The sequence below is a fragment of the Streptomyces sp. NPDC006733 genome (assembly GCF_040636125.1).
Taxonomy (GTDB): Bacteria; Actinomycetota; Actinomycetes; order Streptomycetales; family Streptomycetaceae; genus Actinacidiphila.
In genome coordinates, this window is sequence record NZ_JBEYJD010000005.1 from 200804 (window position 1) to 216780 (window position 15977).

At 76.1% G+C, this 15977-nt stretch carries 10 protein-coding genes; 6 read left to right on the forward strand and 4 right to left on the reverse strand.

Annotated elements, in window-relative coordinates:
• Position 1: 1 nt before the first annotated feature.
• The 3 genes from ABZ721_RS07205 to ABZ721_RS07215 all read right to left on the reverse strand — a co-directional run bounded on the left by ABZ721_RS07205 (position 2) and on the right by ABZ721_RS07215 (position 3242).
• Complete coding sequence (locus tag ABZ721_RS07205) at positions 2-760, reverse strand: hypothetical protein (RefSeq protein ID WP_358787586.1); 759 nt, start codon at positions 758-760, stop codon at positions 2-4.
• Positions 761-936: 176 nt separating this feature from the next.
• Positions 937-1707 carry an alpha/beta fold hydrolase gene (locus tag ABZ721_RS07210; RefSeq protein ID WP_358787587.1) on the reverse strand — a complete coding sequence of 257 codons (771 nt, stop codon included), beginning with the start codon at positions 1705-1707 and terminating at the stop codon, positions 937-939.
• Positions 1708-1718: 11 nt separating this feature from the next.
• Entirely contained in the window at positions 1719-3242 is a 1524-nt protein-coding gene (locus tag ABZ721_RS07215) for an amidase (protein WP_358787588.1), read from the reverse strand.
• Between the two features lie 230 nt (positions 3243-3472).
• Here ABZ721_RS07215 and hypE point away from each other — a divergent pair, with 230 nt between their 5' ends.
• A complete protein-coding gene (gene hypE / locus ABZ721_RS07220) occupies positions 3473-4480 on the forward strand; it encodes a hydrogenase expression/formation protein HypE (RefSeq protein ID WP_358787589.1) in 1008 nt (335 codons plus the stop codon).
• A gap of 12 nt (positions 4481-4492) precedes the next feature.
• Here the strand turns inward: hypE and ABZ721_RS07225 are convergent, their stop codons facing one another.
• On the reverse strand, positions 4493-5860 hold the full coding sequence (locus ABZ721_RS07225; RefSeq protein WP_358787590.1) for an MFS transporter: 1368 nt from the start codon (positions 5858-5860) through the stop codon (positions 4493-4495).
• Positions 5861-6095: 235 nt separating this feature from the next.
• Between ABZ721_RS07225 and ABZ721_RS07230 the strand changes: the two genes are divergently transcribed.
• The 5 genes from ABZ721_RS07230 (at position 6096) to ABZ721_RS07250 (ending at position 15908) form a co-directional block, all read left to right on the forward strand.
• Entirely contained in the window at positions 6096-7544 is a 1449-nt protein-coding gene (locus tag ABZ721_RS07230) for an AAA family ATPase (RefSeq protein WP_358787591.1), read from the forward strand.
• Between the two features lie 365 nt (positions 7545-7909).
• Positions 7910-8911: an AfsA-related hotdog domain-containing protein gene (locus ABZ721_RS07235; protein WP_358787592.1), complete on the forward strand. Its 1002-nt coding sequence runs from the start codon at positions 7910-7912 to the stop codon at positions 8909-8911.
• A 100-nt stretch (positions 8912-9011) separates the two neighbouring features.
• Complete coding sequence (locus tag ABZ721_RS07240; protein ID WP_358787593.1) at positions 9012-11804, forward strand: BTAD domain-containing putative transcriptional regulator; 2793 nt, start codon at positions 9012-9014, stop codon at positions 11802-11804.
• A gap of 82 nt (positions 11805-11886) precedes the next feature.
• A complete protein-coding gene (locus ABZ721_RS07245) occupies positions 11887-14139 on the forward strand; it encodes a LuxR C-terminal-related transcriptional regulator (protein WP_358787594.1) in 2253 nt (750 codons plus the stop codon).
• Positions 14130-15908 carry an AMP-binding protein gene (locus tag ABZ721_RS07250; protein WP_358787595.1) on the forward strand — a complete coding sequence of 593 codons (1779 nt, stop codon included), beginning with the start codon at positions 14130-14132 and terminating at the stop codon, positions 15906-15908. Before ABZ721_RS07245 ends, ABZ721_RS07250 begins: the two co-directional genes overlap by 10 nt.
• The last annotated feature ends 69 nt before the right edge of the window (positions 15909-15977 follow it).

Genomic DNA, 15977 nt, shown 5'->3' on the forward strand with positions numbered 1-15977 from the left:
GTCACCTGCCTGCGGTCGTTGATTCGGTGCGGTCGCCGGAGAGCAGCTCCGACAGGGCGCGGGCGACGCCGTTGATGCGCAGCAGGTCGTCGTGGTCGACGTCGAAGCGGATCTCGCGGCCGACGGGGTACGACGGCGGGCCCGAGGTGATCGCGGTGCCGCGGGCCCACAGCGGCAGCGGGTCGATGGCGGAAGCGGCGGCCAGGTAGCCGACCAGCGAGCCGAAGACTCCGGCGAGATCGTCGCGGATGTCGTCGTCGAGTTCGAGGCGTTCCGCGGCGGTGCCCACCGCGCGGGTGAAGATCAGGGCGAGTTCCGGGCCGACGGCGGCGAGGTCGTCGGCGTAGCGGCGTTCGATCTGCCGTCCGGCCTCGTGGAACTCCGTCAGCTCCTCGGGCATGAGCAGCGACGCCAGCGAGTCGCCGGCGGCGTGGAAGTCCTTGTACAGCCCGGCGGTGTTGGGCAGTTCGGGGTCGAACAGCACCAGGGCCGGGGTGTCCTGCCACGCGCCGATCCGCTCGGCGAGCGCGGCGGCGAAGACCGCTCCCGCGCAGTAGCCGAGGACGGCGGTGACGCGGCGGCCGCTCTTGCGCACGTCGGTGAGCCACCAGTCGACGTAGCCGTCGAGGGCGACCGCGTCGTCCGCCGTCGGGGGGAGCGTCGTCCAGAAGGCGGCGGCGGGCGGGTCCAGTCGGGGTGCGAAGTCGGCGAAACTCGCCTGGGTGCGCCCGCTGGTGCTGAAATCGACCGACAGAATCAATTCGTCCCGGTCGCCTTTTGTCAGCGATTTCCATGAAAGGAGACTCACGTGATTCCCAATCCAGCCGATTCCAGGAATTCTTCCGTTGGCACGACGCTAGACGAAAGGTGCTGACGGGCGGACCCCCTATGGCCGTCCGTCGCACCCCTAACCGTCTCTGCGCACGCGAATACCCCCTAGCCGGCGACCGCGACGCCCATGCGCAGCGTGATGGCGTCGAGGACTTCCCGCGGCCGGTCGGCGAGGTAGAAGTGGCCGCCGCCGGGGAACACCTGGACCTCGCAGGGGCCGGTGGTGTGGTCGCTCCAGGCCTCGGCCTCGGCGAGCGTGGTGGTCGGGTCGGCGTCGCCGACGAAGACGGTGACGGGGCAGTCGACGCGCACCCCGGCGTCCGCGCGGTAGGTCTCGACGGCCTTGTAGTCGTTGCGGATCGAGGGGAGGGCGAGGCGCATGATCTCCTCGTTGCCGAGCACCCGCGAGTCGGTTCCGCTGAGCCGGCGCAACTCCGTGATCAGGCCTTCGTCGTCCTTCTGGTGCACCCGGTCGGGGCGGGTGCGGGACGGGGCGCGGCGGGCGGAGGCGATCAGCCGGGCGGGTGCGGGCAGGCCGGCGGCGGCCATGCGGCGGGCGACCTCGAAGGCCACCGTGGCGCCCATGCTGTGCCCGAAGAACGTCAGCGGTTCGTCGGCGAACCCCCGCAGGTCCTCGAAGACCCGGTCGGCCAGCTCCTCGACGGTGTCGATGAGCGGTTCCTTGCGCCGGTCCTGGCGGCCCGGGTACTGCACGACGAGGACGTCGATGTCCGGGGCGAGCGCCTGCGACACCGGGAAGTAGAAGCTCGCGGAGCCGCCGGCGTGCGGGAAGCAGACCATGCGCGGGGTGCCCGCGAGGGCGGTGTGGTAGCGCCGGATGTACAGGTTGTCGGCGGTCCGGGTGGTGCCGGTCATGGGGTGTCTCCTCACGAAGGGGGCGGGGTGGGCAGCAGCGGGCCCTGGTCCACGGGGAGTTCGGGAAGGAAGCCGAACAGCATCGACGTGAGCCCCCACATCCCGGTGAACTCCGCGACCTCGGCGTCCTCGACGGCCACGCCGGTGTCGCGCAGCGCGGCGGCGAGCAGGCGCTGCTGCTCCGGGTCGCCCGGGGACGCCTGCGGTTCCGCGACGGGCACGGCGGCGGGCAGCGATCCGGCGTCGAGGGCGGGGCGGCGCAGGTGCCAGTGGGTGGTCGACTGGTAGACGTCGGCGAGCGCCGCGAGGTCGAAGTCGCTCCACGGCACCCCCGCGAGCTGCAGCGACAGCGGCATGCCGTCGGCGCCGAAGCCCATCGGGACGGCGACCGCGGGGAACCCGACGGCGCTCCACAGGCCGGGTAGCCAGGAGACGGTGCCCAGTGCGGCGGGGTCGTCGTAGCGGGGTGCGGTCGTCGGCCAGGTCGGGGTGGCCATCGCGTCGAGCCCCGCGAAGCGCTCGCGCAGGCTCGTGGCGGCCGAGGCGCGGACCCGCTGGGCGTGCAGGTAGGTCGGCGCGCCGACCAGGGCGCCGAGGACCGCGGTCCTGCGGAACGGCCGCCCGTACTCCGCCCAGCGGGTGCGCAGCCCGGCGCCGTGCAGCTCGAACGCCTCCGCGAGGAGGGTGATGAACTGGGCGGCGAACAGCGGGTACACCTCGGGCAGTTCGACGGTGACGAGCTCGGCGCCGGCCGCCCGCAGCTCCTCCAGGGCGGCGGCGAAGGCCGCCGCGCAGTCGTCCGACAGCTGCGCGGACTCCTCCAGCGCCTTGGCCGGGACGCCGATGCGGGCGCCGCGCAGGTCGGTGCGCCAGGCGGTGGCCTCCGGGCGCCCGGCCAGCACGGCGAGGGTGCTCGCGCAGTCCCGGACGTTGCGGGCCAGCGGGCCGACGACGTCCAGCGAGCGGCTCAGCGGGCGGCAGCCGCCGTCGGGGACCAGGCCGTGGGTGGGCTTGAAGCCGGTGACGCCGCACAGCGCCGCCGGGATGCGGATGCTGCCGTTGCTGTCGGTGCCGAGGCCGACGTCGAACAGCTCGGCGGGCAGCCCGTTGGCGCTGCCGCAGCTGGAGCCTCCCGTCCAGCGGTTGATGTCCCACGGGTTGCGCGGCACGGGGAAGTCCAGCGCCGGGTCGGGCCGGCCCAGGGCGTGCTCCGCCATGGTCGTGCGGCCCAGCGGTACCGCGCCCGCCGCCCGCAGCCGGGCGACCGGTACGGCGTCGCACCCGGCCCACCACTGCGTGTCGTGGACCCGGCTCTGGCAGCTCGCGGGTGCCTCACGGGTCGCGAAGACGTCCTTCACGCCCAGCGTCAGCCCGTGCAGCGGGCCGGTCTCCGAGCCGTCCGCGACGGCGGTGTCCAGTCGCTCCGCCGCGGCGGCGGCCTGTTCGGTGAACCGGCCGAGGTACGTGCCGAGCACCGGGTCGAGCCGGTCCGCGCGGTCGAACGCCTCTGCCACCCGGGTCCTGACGTCAGCCATTCCCGTCCATCCTGTCCTCGGCCGAAATCCCCGCTGATCGGAGTTCTCGATCCTAGGCAGGGGGAATTGCGTTCCAGACCCCCTTTCCCGCCCCCTAGCACCCCCTGTCGACCTGCTGTCAGAACTTCCCCCGACTACCGTGAACACGTCCGGAGGGAACAGGGTGCGACCGTGCCCGTCCGGGCTCAAAGGGCCTTTCTGGCCGGTTCACGGGGGAGCCTTCCTTGATAATGGATGTGAATTCCTGGCCGGTCGGACAGGTCGCGCTCGCCGACGATTCCGGCACCGGCCCGCGGCAGTTGGCGCGCCTGGTCCTGGACGTCCTCGGCCCCGGTTCCGGGCCCGGCGGGCTGCCGCCGCTGTCCGGCGAGCCGCTCACCGTCCGCACCGGCTGCTACGTCGTCGATCCGCCGTTCTTCGGCAACGGCGACCTCGGCCGGCTCGCGGTCGCCGGGACCGTCAACGCGCTCGTCGCGACCGGAGCCGACCCGTACGCCCTCTCGCTCGGGCTGATCGTCGAGGCCGGGACGCCGCTGGAGTTCCTGCGGCGGGTCGCGGAGTCCGTCCGGGACACCGCCCACGAGGCGGGGATCGCCATCGCCGCCGTCGACACCCGGGTGGTGCGCGCGGGCGACGCCGACCGGCTGTTCGTCACCGCGACCGGCATCGGCGTCCACCGCCGGCCGCCGCTGGCGCTGGGCGCCGTGCGGCCCGGCGACCGCGTCCTGGTGACCGCGCCGCTGGGCAACCACGCGGTCCATCTGCTGTCGCTGCGCGCCGGACTCGGCTTCGAGCACCATGTGCCCAGCGACTGCGCCCCGCTGACGTCCCTGCTGAACGGGCTCCCGCCGGGGTCCGTCCTGGCCGCCGCCCCGATCACGACGGGCGGCCTCGCCGTGACGCTGCGCGCCTGCGCGGCCGAGCGCGGCCTCACCCTCCGGATCGACGAGGGGGCGCTCCCCGTCCAGTACGAGGCGCGCCCCGCGTTCGAACTCCTCGGCCTGTCACCGCTGCACGCCGCGAACGCGGGCGCCCTGTGCCTGTTCGCGCCGCGGGCGGCGGCCGACGCGGTCCTCGCCGCGCTCCGCTCGCACCCGTACGGTCGGCAGGCCGCGATCGTCGGGACAGTCACCGAGGACACGGCGGGGGACGTCGAACTCCGCTCCCCCGACGGGGCCGTCCACCGGCTGCCCGCGACGCCGCCGCCCGGCAGCGCCGAGCCGCCGCGGGTGCGCTGACCGGGGTGCCGGTCAGGCCGCCGCGACCAGCCGGTCGTAGCCGCGCAGCAGCGTCAGGGCGGCGGCCGTCGCGAGGACGGGCAGCAGGGTGAAGCCGAGCAGGACGCCCAGTTCCGCGGTGGAGCTCTGCCCGACGGAATCGCCGCCGGTGGAGGAGACGTAGCCGAAGGCCTGGAGGACCAGCCCGTAGAGGAAGGGCGCCAGGGCGAGGCCGAGCATCTCGCCGGTGGTGAAGACGCCGGAGAAGACCCCGGCCTGGCGGCGCCCGGTGCGCTCGGTGTCGTGGGCGGTGCGGTCGGTGAGCATCGCGTACAGGAAGAGCAACTGGCCGGCGTGCCCGGTGCCGGTCACGGCGATGGCGAGCGCGACCACGGCCGGCGGCAGGTCGGGCGAGGCGAGCAGGACGGCGCAACCGGCGATGAAGAGCCCGCAGGCGGCGGCGTATCCGCGGCGGTTGCCGAGCCGGGAGCCGAGCCGCGACCAGAGGGGGACGGTGAGCAGGTTCGGCAGCACGAAGGCGCCGACGACCAGGCCGGTGGCGTCCGAGTCGTGCAGCACGTGGTCGGTGAAGTACGGCGCCCCGACCAGCATGAAGCCGGTCGCGAGCGACTGGACGACGCCGCAGCGCAGCAGCGCCATGAACGGGGCGTTGGCGCGGGCCACGGCGAACTGCCGGCGCAGGCTCGGCTCGCTCGCCAGGACCCGGTCGCCGCGCGTCCCCGCGGTGCCGAGGAAGGCGCCGACCGCTCCGGCGGCGATGACGAGCGCGCCGAACAGGCCGACCCAGCGGTGTCCGGGGATGCCCCCGCCGCCGGCGTCCGCGATGGCGGGGCCGGCCGCGCCCGCGATCAGGGCGGCGACCCCGATGACGGCCACCCGGCCGCCGACCAGCCGCAGCTGGTCCTGGCGCCGGGTGGTGATCTCGGCGGGCATGGCCGCGTACGGCACCTGGAAGAACGCGAACGCCGTAGCGGTGAGCAGGAATCCGGCGCCGGTGAACCAGGCGCCCGCCGTGCCGGCCGCCACCCCGGAGAACATCAGCGCGAACGTCAGTGCCGCGGCGAGACCGCCGAGCAGCACGTAGGGCCGCCGCGCCCCCCAGCGCGTACGGGTACGGTCGCTCGCCCGGCCGACCAGCGGGTTGAGCACCGCGTCCCACACCTTGGGGAGCAGCACGACGGTGCCCGCCACGGCCGCCCCGATGCCGAGGGTGTCGGTCAGGTAGGGCAGCAGCAGCAGGCCCGGCAGGGTGTTGAAGGTGCCGGTGACCAGCGAGCCGGACGCGTAGCCGAAGCGCAGGCGCGCGCCCGGTGCGGCGGGCGCGGCCTGCGGTCGGGGCCGCGGCGGCAGGACAGCTTGTTCGGGTTCGACGGCCGTCATGACGTGCTCCTCCGACATCGGTCGGGGACGTGGCGGGATGCCGCCAGGCCCACTTGCCCCCGAGCCTGACCAAGGGGCAGCCTTGGCGTAAGTCAGGGAATTCCCCCACATGGCACTTCCTGTCGTGCAGGTTCCGGACAGGGGGACGCTCTTGGCCGGGCCACGCGAGTGCGGGCACGCTGCGAGGGCCGGACCCCCTGGAACACCCGAGGACAGCGAGGACAACGTGCCGCCTGTGGAGACCGCCCTTTCGCAGGCCGCCGACTCCGCACCGGTCGGCCGCCACCAGGAACTGCTCGTCCTGCGGGAGTCGTTGCGGCTCGCCCGGACGTCGGCGCGGATCGTCTCGCTGGCCGGCGAGCCCTGGGTGGGCAAGTCCCGGCTGCTGGCGGAGCTGGTCGCGGTGGCGCGCGAGGACGGCTGGACGGTGGCGGCGGGCCGGGCCGGGAGGCTCGGCGGGCCGGTGCCGTTCGAGGTGTTCGTGGACGCGCTCGACGACCGGCTGGCGCGCATCGGCCCCGGCCTGGCGGAGCGGCTGGGCCCGCAGGCGGCGGAGCTGCTCGCCGGGGTCTTCCCGGCGCTGGCCGCCGGGCGCCAGGAGGCCGCGCCCGCACCGGCCGACCCGGACGCGTACTGGCTGATCCGTGCGATGCGCGCCCTGATCGGGCGGGCGGCGGACGCGAACGGGCTGCTGCTCGTCCTGGACGACGTGCACCGCGCCGACCCGCTGTCGCTGCAGCTCCTGGACCACCTGGTGCGGCACCCGCCCGAGGCTCCGGTGCTCATCGCACTCGCCTACCGCGACTCCCCCACCGCCCGCCACCTGTCGTCGCTGCGCACCCTGCGGGCGCACGGCGCCGTCCCGTCCTGGCGGCACCTGGACGTCGCCCCGCTCCCGGAGCGGGACGCCGCCCATCTGCTGCCGGCCGGGCTCGACCCGGTCCGCCGCCAGTTGCTGCTGCGGGACGCGGCCGGGGTCCCGGGGCTGCTGCACGCCCTGCGCGACGCGGGCCGGCTGCCGGTCAACCCGGACGCCGCGTCCGTGGACTTCCGCGCGCTGTCCCCGGTGGCCTGGCGGACCGCCTGCGCCGCCGCCGTGCTCGGCGACCCGTTCACGCCCGGCCTCGTCGCCGACGTGGCGGAACTGCCGCTGGAACGGGTGCTCGGCGCGCTCGACGACCTGCAGAGCGAGGGCCTGATCCGGCCGGACGGGCACCTGCGGCGCTTCCGCTTCCGACACCCGGCCGTCGCGGGCCTCGTGCTGCGCGCCACCGACGCGGGGTGGCGGTACGGCGCCCAGGGGCGCGCGCTGCGGGCGGCCGCGCCGGGCAACGCCGCACCGCCCGCCACGCCACCCGCCGCTCCGCCGGTCGCCCGGTCCCGCCGGCCGATGCCGCTGTCCGCGATGACGGACGCGATGGACGAGGAGCCGCTGACCGGCGACGTTCCGGACGGCGCGGGCGCGGGCGGGGCGGGGACGGACGGGCTGGCGTCGCTCAGCCGCCGCGAGGTCCAGGTCGCCGTGCTCGTCAGCGCGGGCTTCACCAACCAGCAGATCGCGGGGCGGATGCAGCTCAGCCCCAAGACAGTGGAGACGTATCTGAGCCGGATCTTCAAGAAGCTGGGCGTCGTCTCCCGCACGCAGGTCGCCCACCTGGTGGGGCGCGGCGGCCGCCACCTGTAGCGGGCGCGGGGGTGCCGGCGGAAGGCCGGCGGCGAGCTGGCGAAGGCCCCGCCCGGGGGTCCGGGGGAAGACCCGGGGGCGGGGCTCGCGGGCGCCCGGGGCTCCCCTGCGGGGGGGGTCGGGGAGCGGGGGCAGCAGTACGAGAATGCCCCTGACCTCATGGGCTTCGCTAAAGCCCTGCCGGAGGATCAACGGGGCGGATCGACGGGGCGGAGTTCCGGCCGTGCAGCTTGCTGCCACCGCTCCCGGCTGGCCCGGACCCCCCTGGTTCCGGAACCTTGGACGAGGAGACTCCCGACGCCGCCGCAGCCGCGGGCCAACGCCGGACCGGATCCGCGGGGAAGACGCCGGACCAAGGAGACGCCATGACAGTCAAGAGCGCGGCCACCGCTGAACCGGCACTCGGCAACGGCACCCGCCACCTCATCCACTGCCCGCCGTCCTGGGACCACTACCTGCTCGACGCCCCGAGCGTCGGCGAGGAGCACTTCGTCCTGGCCGGTGAGCTGCCGCGGGCGCATCCGCTGTTCAACGACGGTCCCGGCCACTTCCACGACGCGCAGATCGTCACGGAGACGATCCGGGAGATCGGCGAGTTCGTCGGACACCGCTACTTCGGGGTGCCGCAGGACCGGCCGGGCCTCTTCTTCGGCTTCCACCTCGACCTCACCGAGCTGCGCGCCTGGCGCACCGACTGGGCCGACTCGACGGAGTCGGGCGCGGCCCGGATCACGACGAACATCCGGGCGAAGCCCGCGAACGCGATGAACGGCGTGCCCCGCGGCCTCGACTTCCACATCGAGGTGCGGATCAACGACATGCCCTGCTGCACCGGCACGGCGGGGCTGGTCTTCCTCATGCCGCAGCTGCACCGCAACCACCTGGCCCACAACCGCCAGGCGCTGCGTGCCGCGCCGGAGCTGGACGACGCCCCGGACGGGGCGCTCCGTCCCGTGGACCCGGCCGAGGTCGGCCGCTCCGCGGTCTCGAACGTCGTGATCAGCGAGCCGTCCGAGTCCTCGCGCGGCCGGCTGACGACGTGGGTGCTGACCGACAACCCGAACCCGGTCTTCGCCCCGGAGGGCGGCCACCTGTCGGGGACGCACCTGCTGGAGTCGTTGCGCCAGACCTCGCTGCTCGCGGCCGGCCGCACCTTCGGGCTCGCCCCGGCGCGCAGCACGCTCGCCTCGTCCGAGGTGCACTTCCGCAGCTACGCGGAGCCCGGACTGCCGCTGCGCTGCACGGCGGTGCCGGGGGCGCTCGGCCGGGACGAGTACGGCCGGCCGGCGGTGCCGGTGACGCTGACGGTGACGCAGCGGCGCCGCGCGGTGGCCGAGGCCAGGACCACCGTGGTGCAGGACTTCTGACGGGGCTTCCGGCCGGCGGCACACGACCGGCCGACGACGTACGACGCGGCACGCGGAGCGGGACGGGGGTAACGCGATGAGATTCTGGATCCTGGGGCCGATGGAGATCGGTGGGATCGACGGGCCGGAGGCCGGCCCCGACGGCGCCGCCACGCCCGCCGTCTCCTTCACGCCGCGTGCCGCCAAGCTGCGCGTCGTGCTGGCCGCCCTGCTGGTGCGGGCGAACGAGGTGGTGTCGGTCGAGAGCCTGATCGACGAGCTGTGGCAGGACAACCCGCCGCGCACCGCCACCACCACGCTGCAGGTCTACGTCTCCCAGCTGCGCAAGCTGCTGCACTCGGCCGATCCCGAGCACGGCCGCGACACCCTGCTGACCCGGCCGCCCGGCTACCTGCTGCGGCTGGAGCCCGACCGGCTCGACATGACCGCGTTCGAGGAGCTGCACGCCCGGGGCCGCAAGGCCCTGGAGGCGGAGGACTGGGTGTCGGCGGCGGAGCTGCAACAGCGCGCCATCGCGCTGTGGCGCGGGCCGCTGCTCTCCGACACCCCGCACGGCCCGCTGCTGGGCGGTGCGGCGGTGCGGCTGACCGAGGCCCGGATGACGGCGCTCGACCAGCGCGTCCGGGCGGACCTCCAGCTCGGCCGGCACCGCGGGCTCGTCGCCGAACTGCAGTCCCTGGCCTCGGAGCACCCGCTGCGCGAGGAGTTCCACGCCCACCTGATGGTGGCGCTGTACCGGACCGGGCGGCAGGCGGAGGCACTGCGGACCTTCGGCCGGGTGCGCCGCACCCTCGTCGACGAGCTCGCCATCGAGCCCGGTCCCCGGCTCCAGCGGCTGCACCGGCGCATCCTGGCCGGTGACGCGGCACTGCTGAGCGCGGGGGGCGGCAACGGAGGTTCGAACGCGACGGGTTCGGGTCCGGGATCCGGTTCGGGATCCGGTTCGGGATCCGGTTCGGGATCCGGTTCGGGTTCGGGGGCCGGTTCCGGTGGGGCGGGCATGGCGCGGGCCGTTCCGGACCGGGCCGCGTTCCATCCCGTCACCTCGCTGCCCGCCGCCGACGGCGCGTTCACCGGCCGCGACGCGGTGCTCGCCGAGGTCGGGCGGCTGCTGCGGGACGCGCCGGCCGGGACCAGCGTCGCCATCACCGGCAAGCCCGGCGTCGGCAAGACCGCGCTGGCGGTCGAGGCCGCGCACCACAGCGCCGACGCCTTCCCCGACGGCCGGATCTTCCTGGATCTGGAACCCGACCCCGGCCGGCCGCTGGGCGCGGCGGACGCGATGACCCGGCTGCTGCGCCGCGCGGGCACCCAGGCGGTCCTGCCCGCCGAGGCGCAGGACCTCCAGGACGCGCTGCGCGAGCTGCTCACCGACCGGCGGATCCTGCTGGTCCTGGACAACGCCACCTCCGAGGCGCAGCTGCGCCCGCTGCTGCCCGCCACCGCCGGCTCCACCGCGCTCATCACCGGCCGCCGGCTGCCCGCCGGGCTCGGCGGCGTCCGCCCGGTGGTGCTGGACGCGCTCTCCCCCGAGGAGTCGCTGCGGCTCCTCGACGCGCTGGCGGGGCCCGGCCCCGCCGCCGCGGAGCCCGCGGCGGCGGTCGAGATCACGGAGCTCTGCGGCCATCTGCCGCTCGCCGTGCACATCGCGGCCGCCCAACTGCGCGCCCGTCCGCACTGGACCGCGGGCACGCTTGCCGCCCGGCTGCGCGACGAGCGCTCCCGGCTCACCGAGCTGCAGCTCGGCGACCTCGACGTCCGCGGCACCCTGATGGTCGCCTACCTGGACTCCTCCCCCGCCGCGCAGCGCGCCTTCCGGCTGCTGGGGCTGCTGCCCGCCGGGCCGTTCGGGCTGTGGGCGGCCGCCGCCGTCCTCGGGCTGGAGGAGGGCGAGGCCGGCCGCGTCGTCGAGCACCTGGTCGACGGGCGGCTGCTGGAGGCGTCCGTGCACGACGGCCCGCACCGGGGCCGCTACCACTTCCACGCGCTGCTGCGGATCCTCGCCACCGAACTCCTCGCCGCGCAGGAGACCCCGGAGTCGGCCCGCGCCGCCACCGAGCGGATGTGCGAGGCGTACACCGCGGCCGCCGGGCGCGCCGACGCGGCGCTCACCCCGCGCCCGGTGACCGGACCGGTGGCTGTCCCCGGTCCGGTCACCGACCACCCTCAGGAGTGGTTCGCACAGGAGCAGCCCGCCCTGGTGCACGCGGTCCGCGCGGCGCACGCGGCAGGGCTGTGGTCCGCCGCGCTGCGCCTGGTCGACGCCATGACCGGCTACCTGGAGGCGCACGCCTCCTGGGCGGACTGGCGCTCCACCCACACCCTGGCGCTCGACGCCGCCCGGCAGGCCGGCGACCGCCCCGGCGAGGCGCGGATGCTGCGGTCGCTGGGGGACCTCGCCTGGCAGAACCGCCGGCTCGCGGAAGCCGCCGACCTGTACACCCGGGCCCGTGACACCGCGGCGCTGTGCGGCGACGGGTACGAGCACGGGCGCGCCCTCGTCGGCCTCGCCGACCTCCACCTGGACGGCGGCGACACGGCCGCGGCCGCCGCCCTGCTCGAACCGGCCCTGGCCGCCCTCGCCGCACCGGCGCGGGCCCGTGGCCGCTACGACGCGCTGCGCGCGCTGGCCCTGCTCGCCCTGGAGGCGGAGGGCCCGGACGCCGCCCGCGCCCGGTTCACCCAGTGCCTGGACCTCGCCACGTCGCTCAAGGACCGCCGCCTGGAGGCGTACGCCCGCCGCGCCCTGCGCGCGGTGCGGGACCCGGCCCCGCCGTCCGGCCACCCCGCCGACGTCGAGGTCCGGCCCGGCATCTGGCGGCTGCGCGCCCCGGCACCGCGCCCCGCGTCGTCCCTCCCGGTCCCCGGCCGCCTGACGGCCCTTACCGCGTGAACCGGGCGCCCGGCGCCAGGATTTAGCACCGCTTTGGCCGGGAGGCCGACCATGACCGCGTCCTATGAGGGCAGGGGGAACGATGCCGGTATCGCAGCGGGAACGGCGGCAGGACCGCCCGCAGGCCGCCTCCGAGCGGTTCGGACCGCGCCGGAGCCTGGTCGGACGGGAGACGGAGACGGTCGTCCTGGCGGGGCGGCTGCGGGATCCTTCGGTGCGGCTGCTGACCCTGACCGGGCCCGCCGGGGTCGGCAAGAGCCGGCTGGCGGCCGAGGCCGCCGCCGGGGCGGCGGACGTCTTCGACGAGGTGCGGCACGTGGACCTGGCGCGCGACGCGCTCCCCGGCCGGGCGCCGGACGGGCACGTCCTGCTCGTCCTGGACGGCTGCGACCAGCCGGACGTGCCCCCGGTCGCGGGAATCGGCGCACTGCTGGCGGCCAACGACCTGCTGGTGGTGCTGGCCACCGGACAGGAGCCGCTGGGCGTCTACGGGGAGCGGCTGCTGCCGGTCGCGCCGCTGCCGGTGCCGGAGCCGGCCCCCGGAGCGGAGCTCGACGTGCAGGAGGTGCAGGACGTCCCGTCGGTGGCGCTGTTCATCCGGCGGGCCCGTGACGCCGACCCCGGCTTCGCGCTGACGGCGGAGAACGTCGCGGCCGTCGCGGAGATCTGCGCGCTGCTGGAGGGCCTGCCGCTCGCCGTCGAACTGGCCGCCGGGCGGCTGCGGCTGTTCCCGCCGCACGCCCTGCTCGCCCGGCTGCGGCGGCGCACCACGATCCTGGCCGGCGGCCCGGTGGACGCGCCGGAACGCCACCGGTCGCTGACGGCGCTCGCCCGGTGGAGCTGCCGGCGGCTGGACCGCGAGCAGCGCGCGCACCTGGAGCAGCTGGCCGTCTTCGAGCGGGGGTTCGGGCTGGCGATGGTGGCCCGGGTCGGTGCCGAGGACGTCCTGGAGCCGCTCGTCGACGGGAACCTGCTGACGATCGTGGGCCAGGAGCCGGGCGAGCCCAGGTTCGCCGTCCCCGAGCCGGTGCGCTCGTTCCTGCTGACGGAGTTGGAGCAGTCCGGGGGCGCCGACGCGGCCCTGGACCGGCACGCGGGCGAGTACCAGCGGCTGGTGACGCTCACGGAGCCGCGGCTGGCCGGCACGGAGCAGGAGAAGTGGCTGGGCGTCCTGGCCGCGGAGAGCGGCAACATCAGTGCGGCGCTGCGCCGGCTGCGGGCCCGCGGCGAGCGGGAGGCCGTCGCGGCGCTGGTCACCGCGTGCCGGCAGCCGTGGCTCGTCCAGGGCCGGCTGCGCGAGGGCCTGGACTGGTGCGACGCGCTCGCGGAGGACGGCCCCGGCGACAGCGCGCTGCCGGAACCCCTGCGGGCCCGGCTGGTCGACCTGTCGGGCACCTTCACGGCGGCCCTCGGCGACGCGGACCTGGCCGTCCGGCGGCACCGCCGGGCGCTCGCGCTGTGCAAGCGGCTCGGCGACCGCCGGCAGGGCGCGCTGGTGACGGCGCGGATGGGCATGGCACTGCTGCTGCTGGGAGATCCGGCCGGCGCCCAGGCGGCGCTGGGGCCCGCACTGGCCACCTTGGAGTCGCTGGGCGCGGCGGGGCCCGCCGCCGAGGCCGGCACCGCGCTGGCCGGGGCGCTGCGCGTGCAGGGCGAGACCCGCAAGGGCCGGGAGCTGCTGGACCGCGCCCTCGACGCGTACCGGCGGATCCGCGACCCGCGCGGGCTGGCGGGCGCGCTGCGCGAGTCGGCGGCGTTCGCCGAGGACGGCGAGGACCTGGACGCGGCGGGCCGGGCGCTGCGCGAGAGCCTGCGGCTGTACGACTCGATCGGCGAGCGCACCGAACTCCCGGCCACCCTGGAGTCGTTCGCGCTGCTCCTGCTGCGCGCCTCCCCCGGCCAGCAGCCGCGCGCCGTCCGGCTGATCGCGGCCGCCGACGCGCTGCGCCGCGGCTTCGGCGGCAAGGTGCCGGACGAGCGCTGGGGGGTGCTGGAGGAGGCACTGGCGGGGCTGCGGGAGCGGCTGCACTGGACGGGCTTCGCCACCGCCTGGGCCGAGGGGCTGCGGCTGACGCCCGCCGCGGCCGTGGCGGAGGCGCTGGCCGCCGCCGTCCCCGCCCCGCACGCCGAGCGGGAGAGCCCGGCGGCGCAGCCGCTCACCCCGCGCCAGGTCCAGGTCGCGATGCTCGTCTCGGAGGGGCTGACCAACCGGCAGATCGCCGGGCAGCTCGGGATCTCCGAATGGACGGTGGTCAACCACGTCCGCCAGGTGATGCGCCGCCTCAACTGCACCTCCCGGGTGCAGGTGGCCTGGTCGGTCGGCCGGTGGCCGTGACCGGGCGCGCGGCGGTGGACACGGTGGGTCCGGCGGCCGGGCACCTGTCCGGGCTGCTGGCCGCCGTCACGCCGCCCGAGGACGTGGCCGCGCGGTTCCGGGGCGAGGGCTGGTGGCGGGACGAGACGTTCCTGCACGACCTGTACCGCACCGCGGCCACCGACCCGGGCCGGCCCGCGATCGTCTCCCAGCGGATCCACCGCCCCGCGGACCGCCGCACGGTGACCGTCAGCTACGCGCAACTGGCGCTGTACGTCGACCGGTTCGCCGCCGCGCTCGCCTCCCTCGGCGTCGGCGCGGGCGACCCGGTCGCCTTCCAGCTGCCGAGCTGGTGGGAGGCGGCCGCGCTCACCCTGGCCTGCCTGCGGGTGGGCGCGCTGGCCGTCCCCGTCCTGCCGACCGTGCGCGCGCACGGCCTGGAACGGATCCTGGAGGGCAGCCGGGCCCGGATCTGCGTCGTGCCCGACGCGTGGGAGGGCTTCCCGCACGCGCAGGCGCTGGCCGACCTCGCCCCGGCCCTCCCCTGGCTGCGGCACCGCGTGGTGATCGGCGACGCCGCCGCGACGGGCGCCCTCGACTTCGCCGGGTACTTCCAGCGGACGCCGCACGAACGCGGCCCGCACGCCCGCCGGTTGCGGCTGCGCTCCGACCGGGCGGACCGGATCAGTCTGATGATCACCGTCATGAGCCTGGGCGACGCCTACACGGCCGTCCTGCACACCCCCAACACCCTGTACGCGAACATCAGCACCCAGCGGGACCCGGAGGGGCCCGGCCGGCGGCCCGGCGAGGTCTTCTACTCGGCACTGCCGCTCACCTCGCTGGCCTCGCTGCTCTACAGCGTCTGCTGGCCGCTCGCGGTCGGCGGCACCGGCGTCTACCAGGACGTCTGGGACCCGGGGGCCTGCCTGGACCTGCTGGCCGCCGCCGGCGTCGACCAGGCATACGCGGCGCCCGTCTACTGGTCCGAGGTGCTCGCCGCGCAGCGGCACCGCCCCCGCGAGCTCGGCGCGCTGCGCCTGCTGCTCTCCGGCGGGCGCACCAGCACGCCGGCCCAGCTCCTCGCCGACCTGCCGGGCGCGCTGGGCGCCCCGGTGCGCACCGTCTGGGGCGCCCCCGAGCTGGGCATGGGCACGGTCACCCGGGGCGACACCCCGGCGGAGCGCAACGCCGAGAGCGACGGGCGACCGCTGCCCGGCCTGGAGGTCTCCGTCGTGCCCGCCGAGGGCGTCGGCGACGCGCAGACCTCGCGGCTGCGGGTGCGCGGCCCCTCCGTCTGCCTGGCGACGTGGCAGCGCGGCGGCGGGCCGGCCCCGCTGCTCACCTGGGACCGCGACGAGGGCTGGCTCGACACCGGGGACCTCGCCAAGGCCGACGGCCTCGGCGGCGTCCAGGTGATGCGGCGGGCCGGCGAGCGGCTGGGCGGGATCTTCCTGGTGCCGGTGGACGAGTTGGAGGAGCGGCTGCTGACCCACCCCCGGGTGCGCGAGGCCGCGGTGGTCGGCTACGTCGATCCGGAGTACGGCGAGATGCCGTGCGCCGTCGTGGTGCCCACCACCGAGGCGGAGCCGCCGGGCCTGGTCGAGCTGCGGGACCACCTGGCCGGGCGCGGCGTCGCCGCCGCGTTCCTGCCGACCCGGCTGGAGCTGGTCGGTTCGTTGCCCCGGGACGACCGGGGCGAGCTGCGCAAGGAGGGGCTGCGCAGCTGGCTCGCCCGCATCAGGCCCGGCGTGCCCCGCCCGGTCCCGGTGCCCGCCGCCGACGCGTAGGGCCGGGCGGCCGGGCCACGGGCTTCCGGCTTCCCGCTCCCGGCTCCCGGCTCCCGGCTCCCGGCTCCC

Excerpts from the sequence above, each read along its gene's own strand:
- ABZ721_RS07210 (WP_358787587.1), bottom strand. The coding sequence starts at position 1,707 with ATGACCGGCACCACCCGGACCGCCGACAACCTGTACATCCGGCGCTAC.
- ABZ721_RS07215 (WP_358787588.1), bottom strand. The coding sequence starts at position 3,242 with ATGGCTGACGTCAGGACCCGGGTGGCAGAGGCGTTCGACCGCGCGGAC.
- hypE (WP_358787589.1), top strand. The coding sequence starts at position 3,473 with ATGGATGTGAATTCCTGGCCGGTCGGACAGGTCGCGCTCGCCGACGAT.
- ABZ721_RS07225 (WP_358787590.1), bottom strand. The coding sequence starts at position 5,860 with ATGACGGCCGTCGAACCCGAACAAGCTGTCCTGCCGCCGCGGCCCCGA.
- ABZ721_RS07235 (WP_358787592.1), top strand. The coding sequence starts at position 7,910 with ATGACAGTCAAGAGCGCGGCCACCGCTGAACCGGCACTCGGCAACGGC.
- ABZ721_RS07240 (WP_358787593.1), top strand. The coding sequence starts at position 9,012 with ATGGAGATCGGTGGGATCGACGGGCCGGAGGCCGGCCCCGACGGCGCC.
- ABZ721_RS07245 (WP_358787594.1), top strand. The coding sequence starts at position 11,887 with ATGCCGGTATCGCAGCGGGAACGGCGGCAGGACCGCCCGCAGGCCGCC.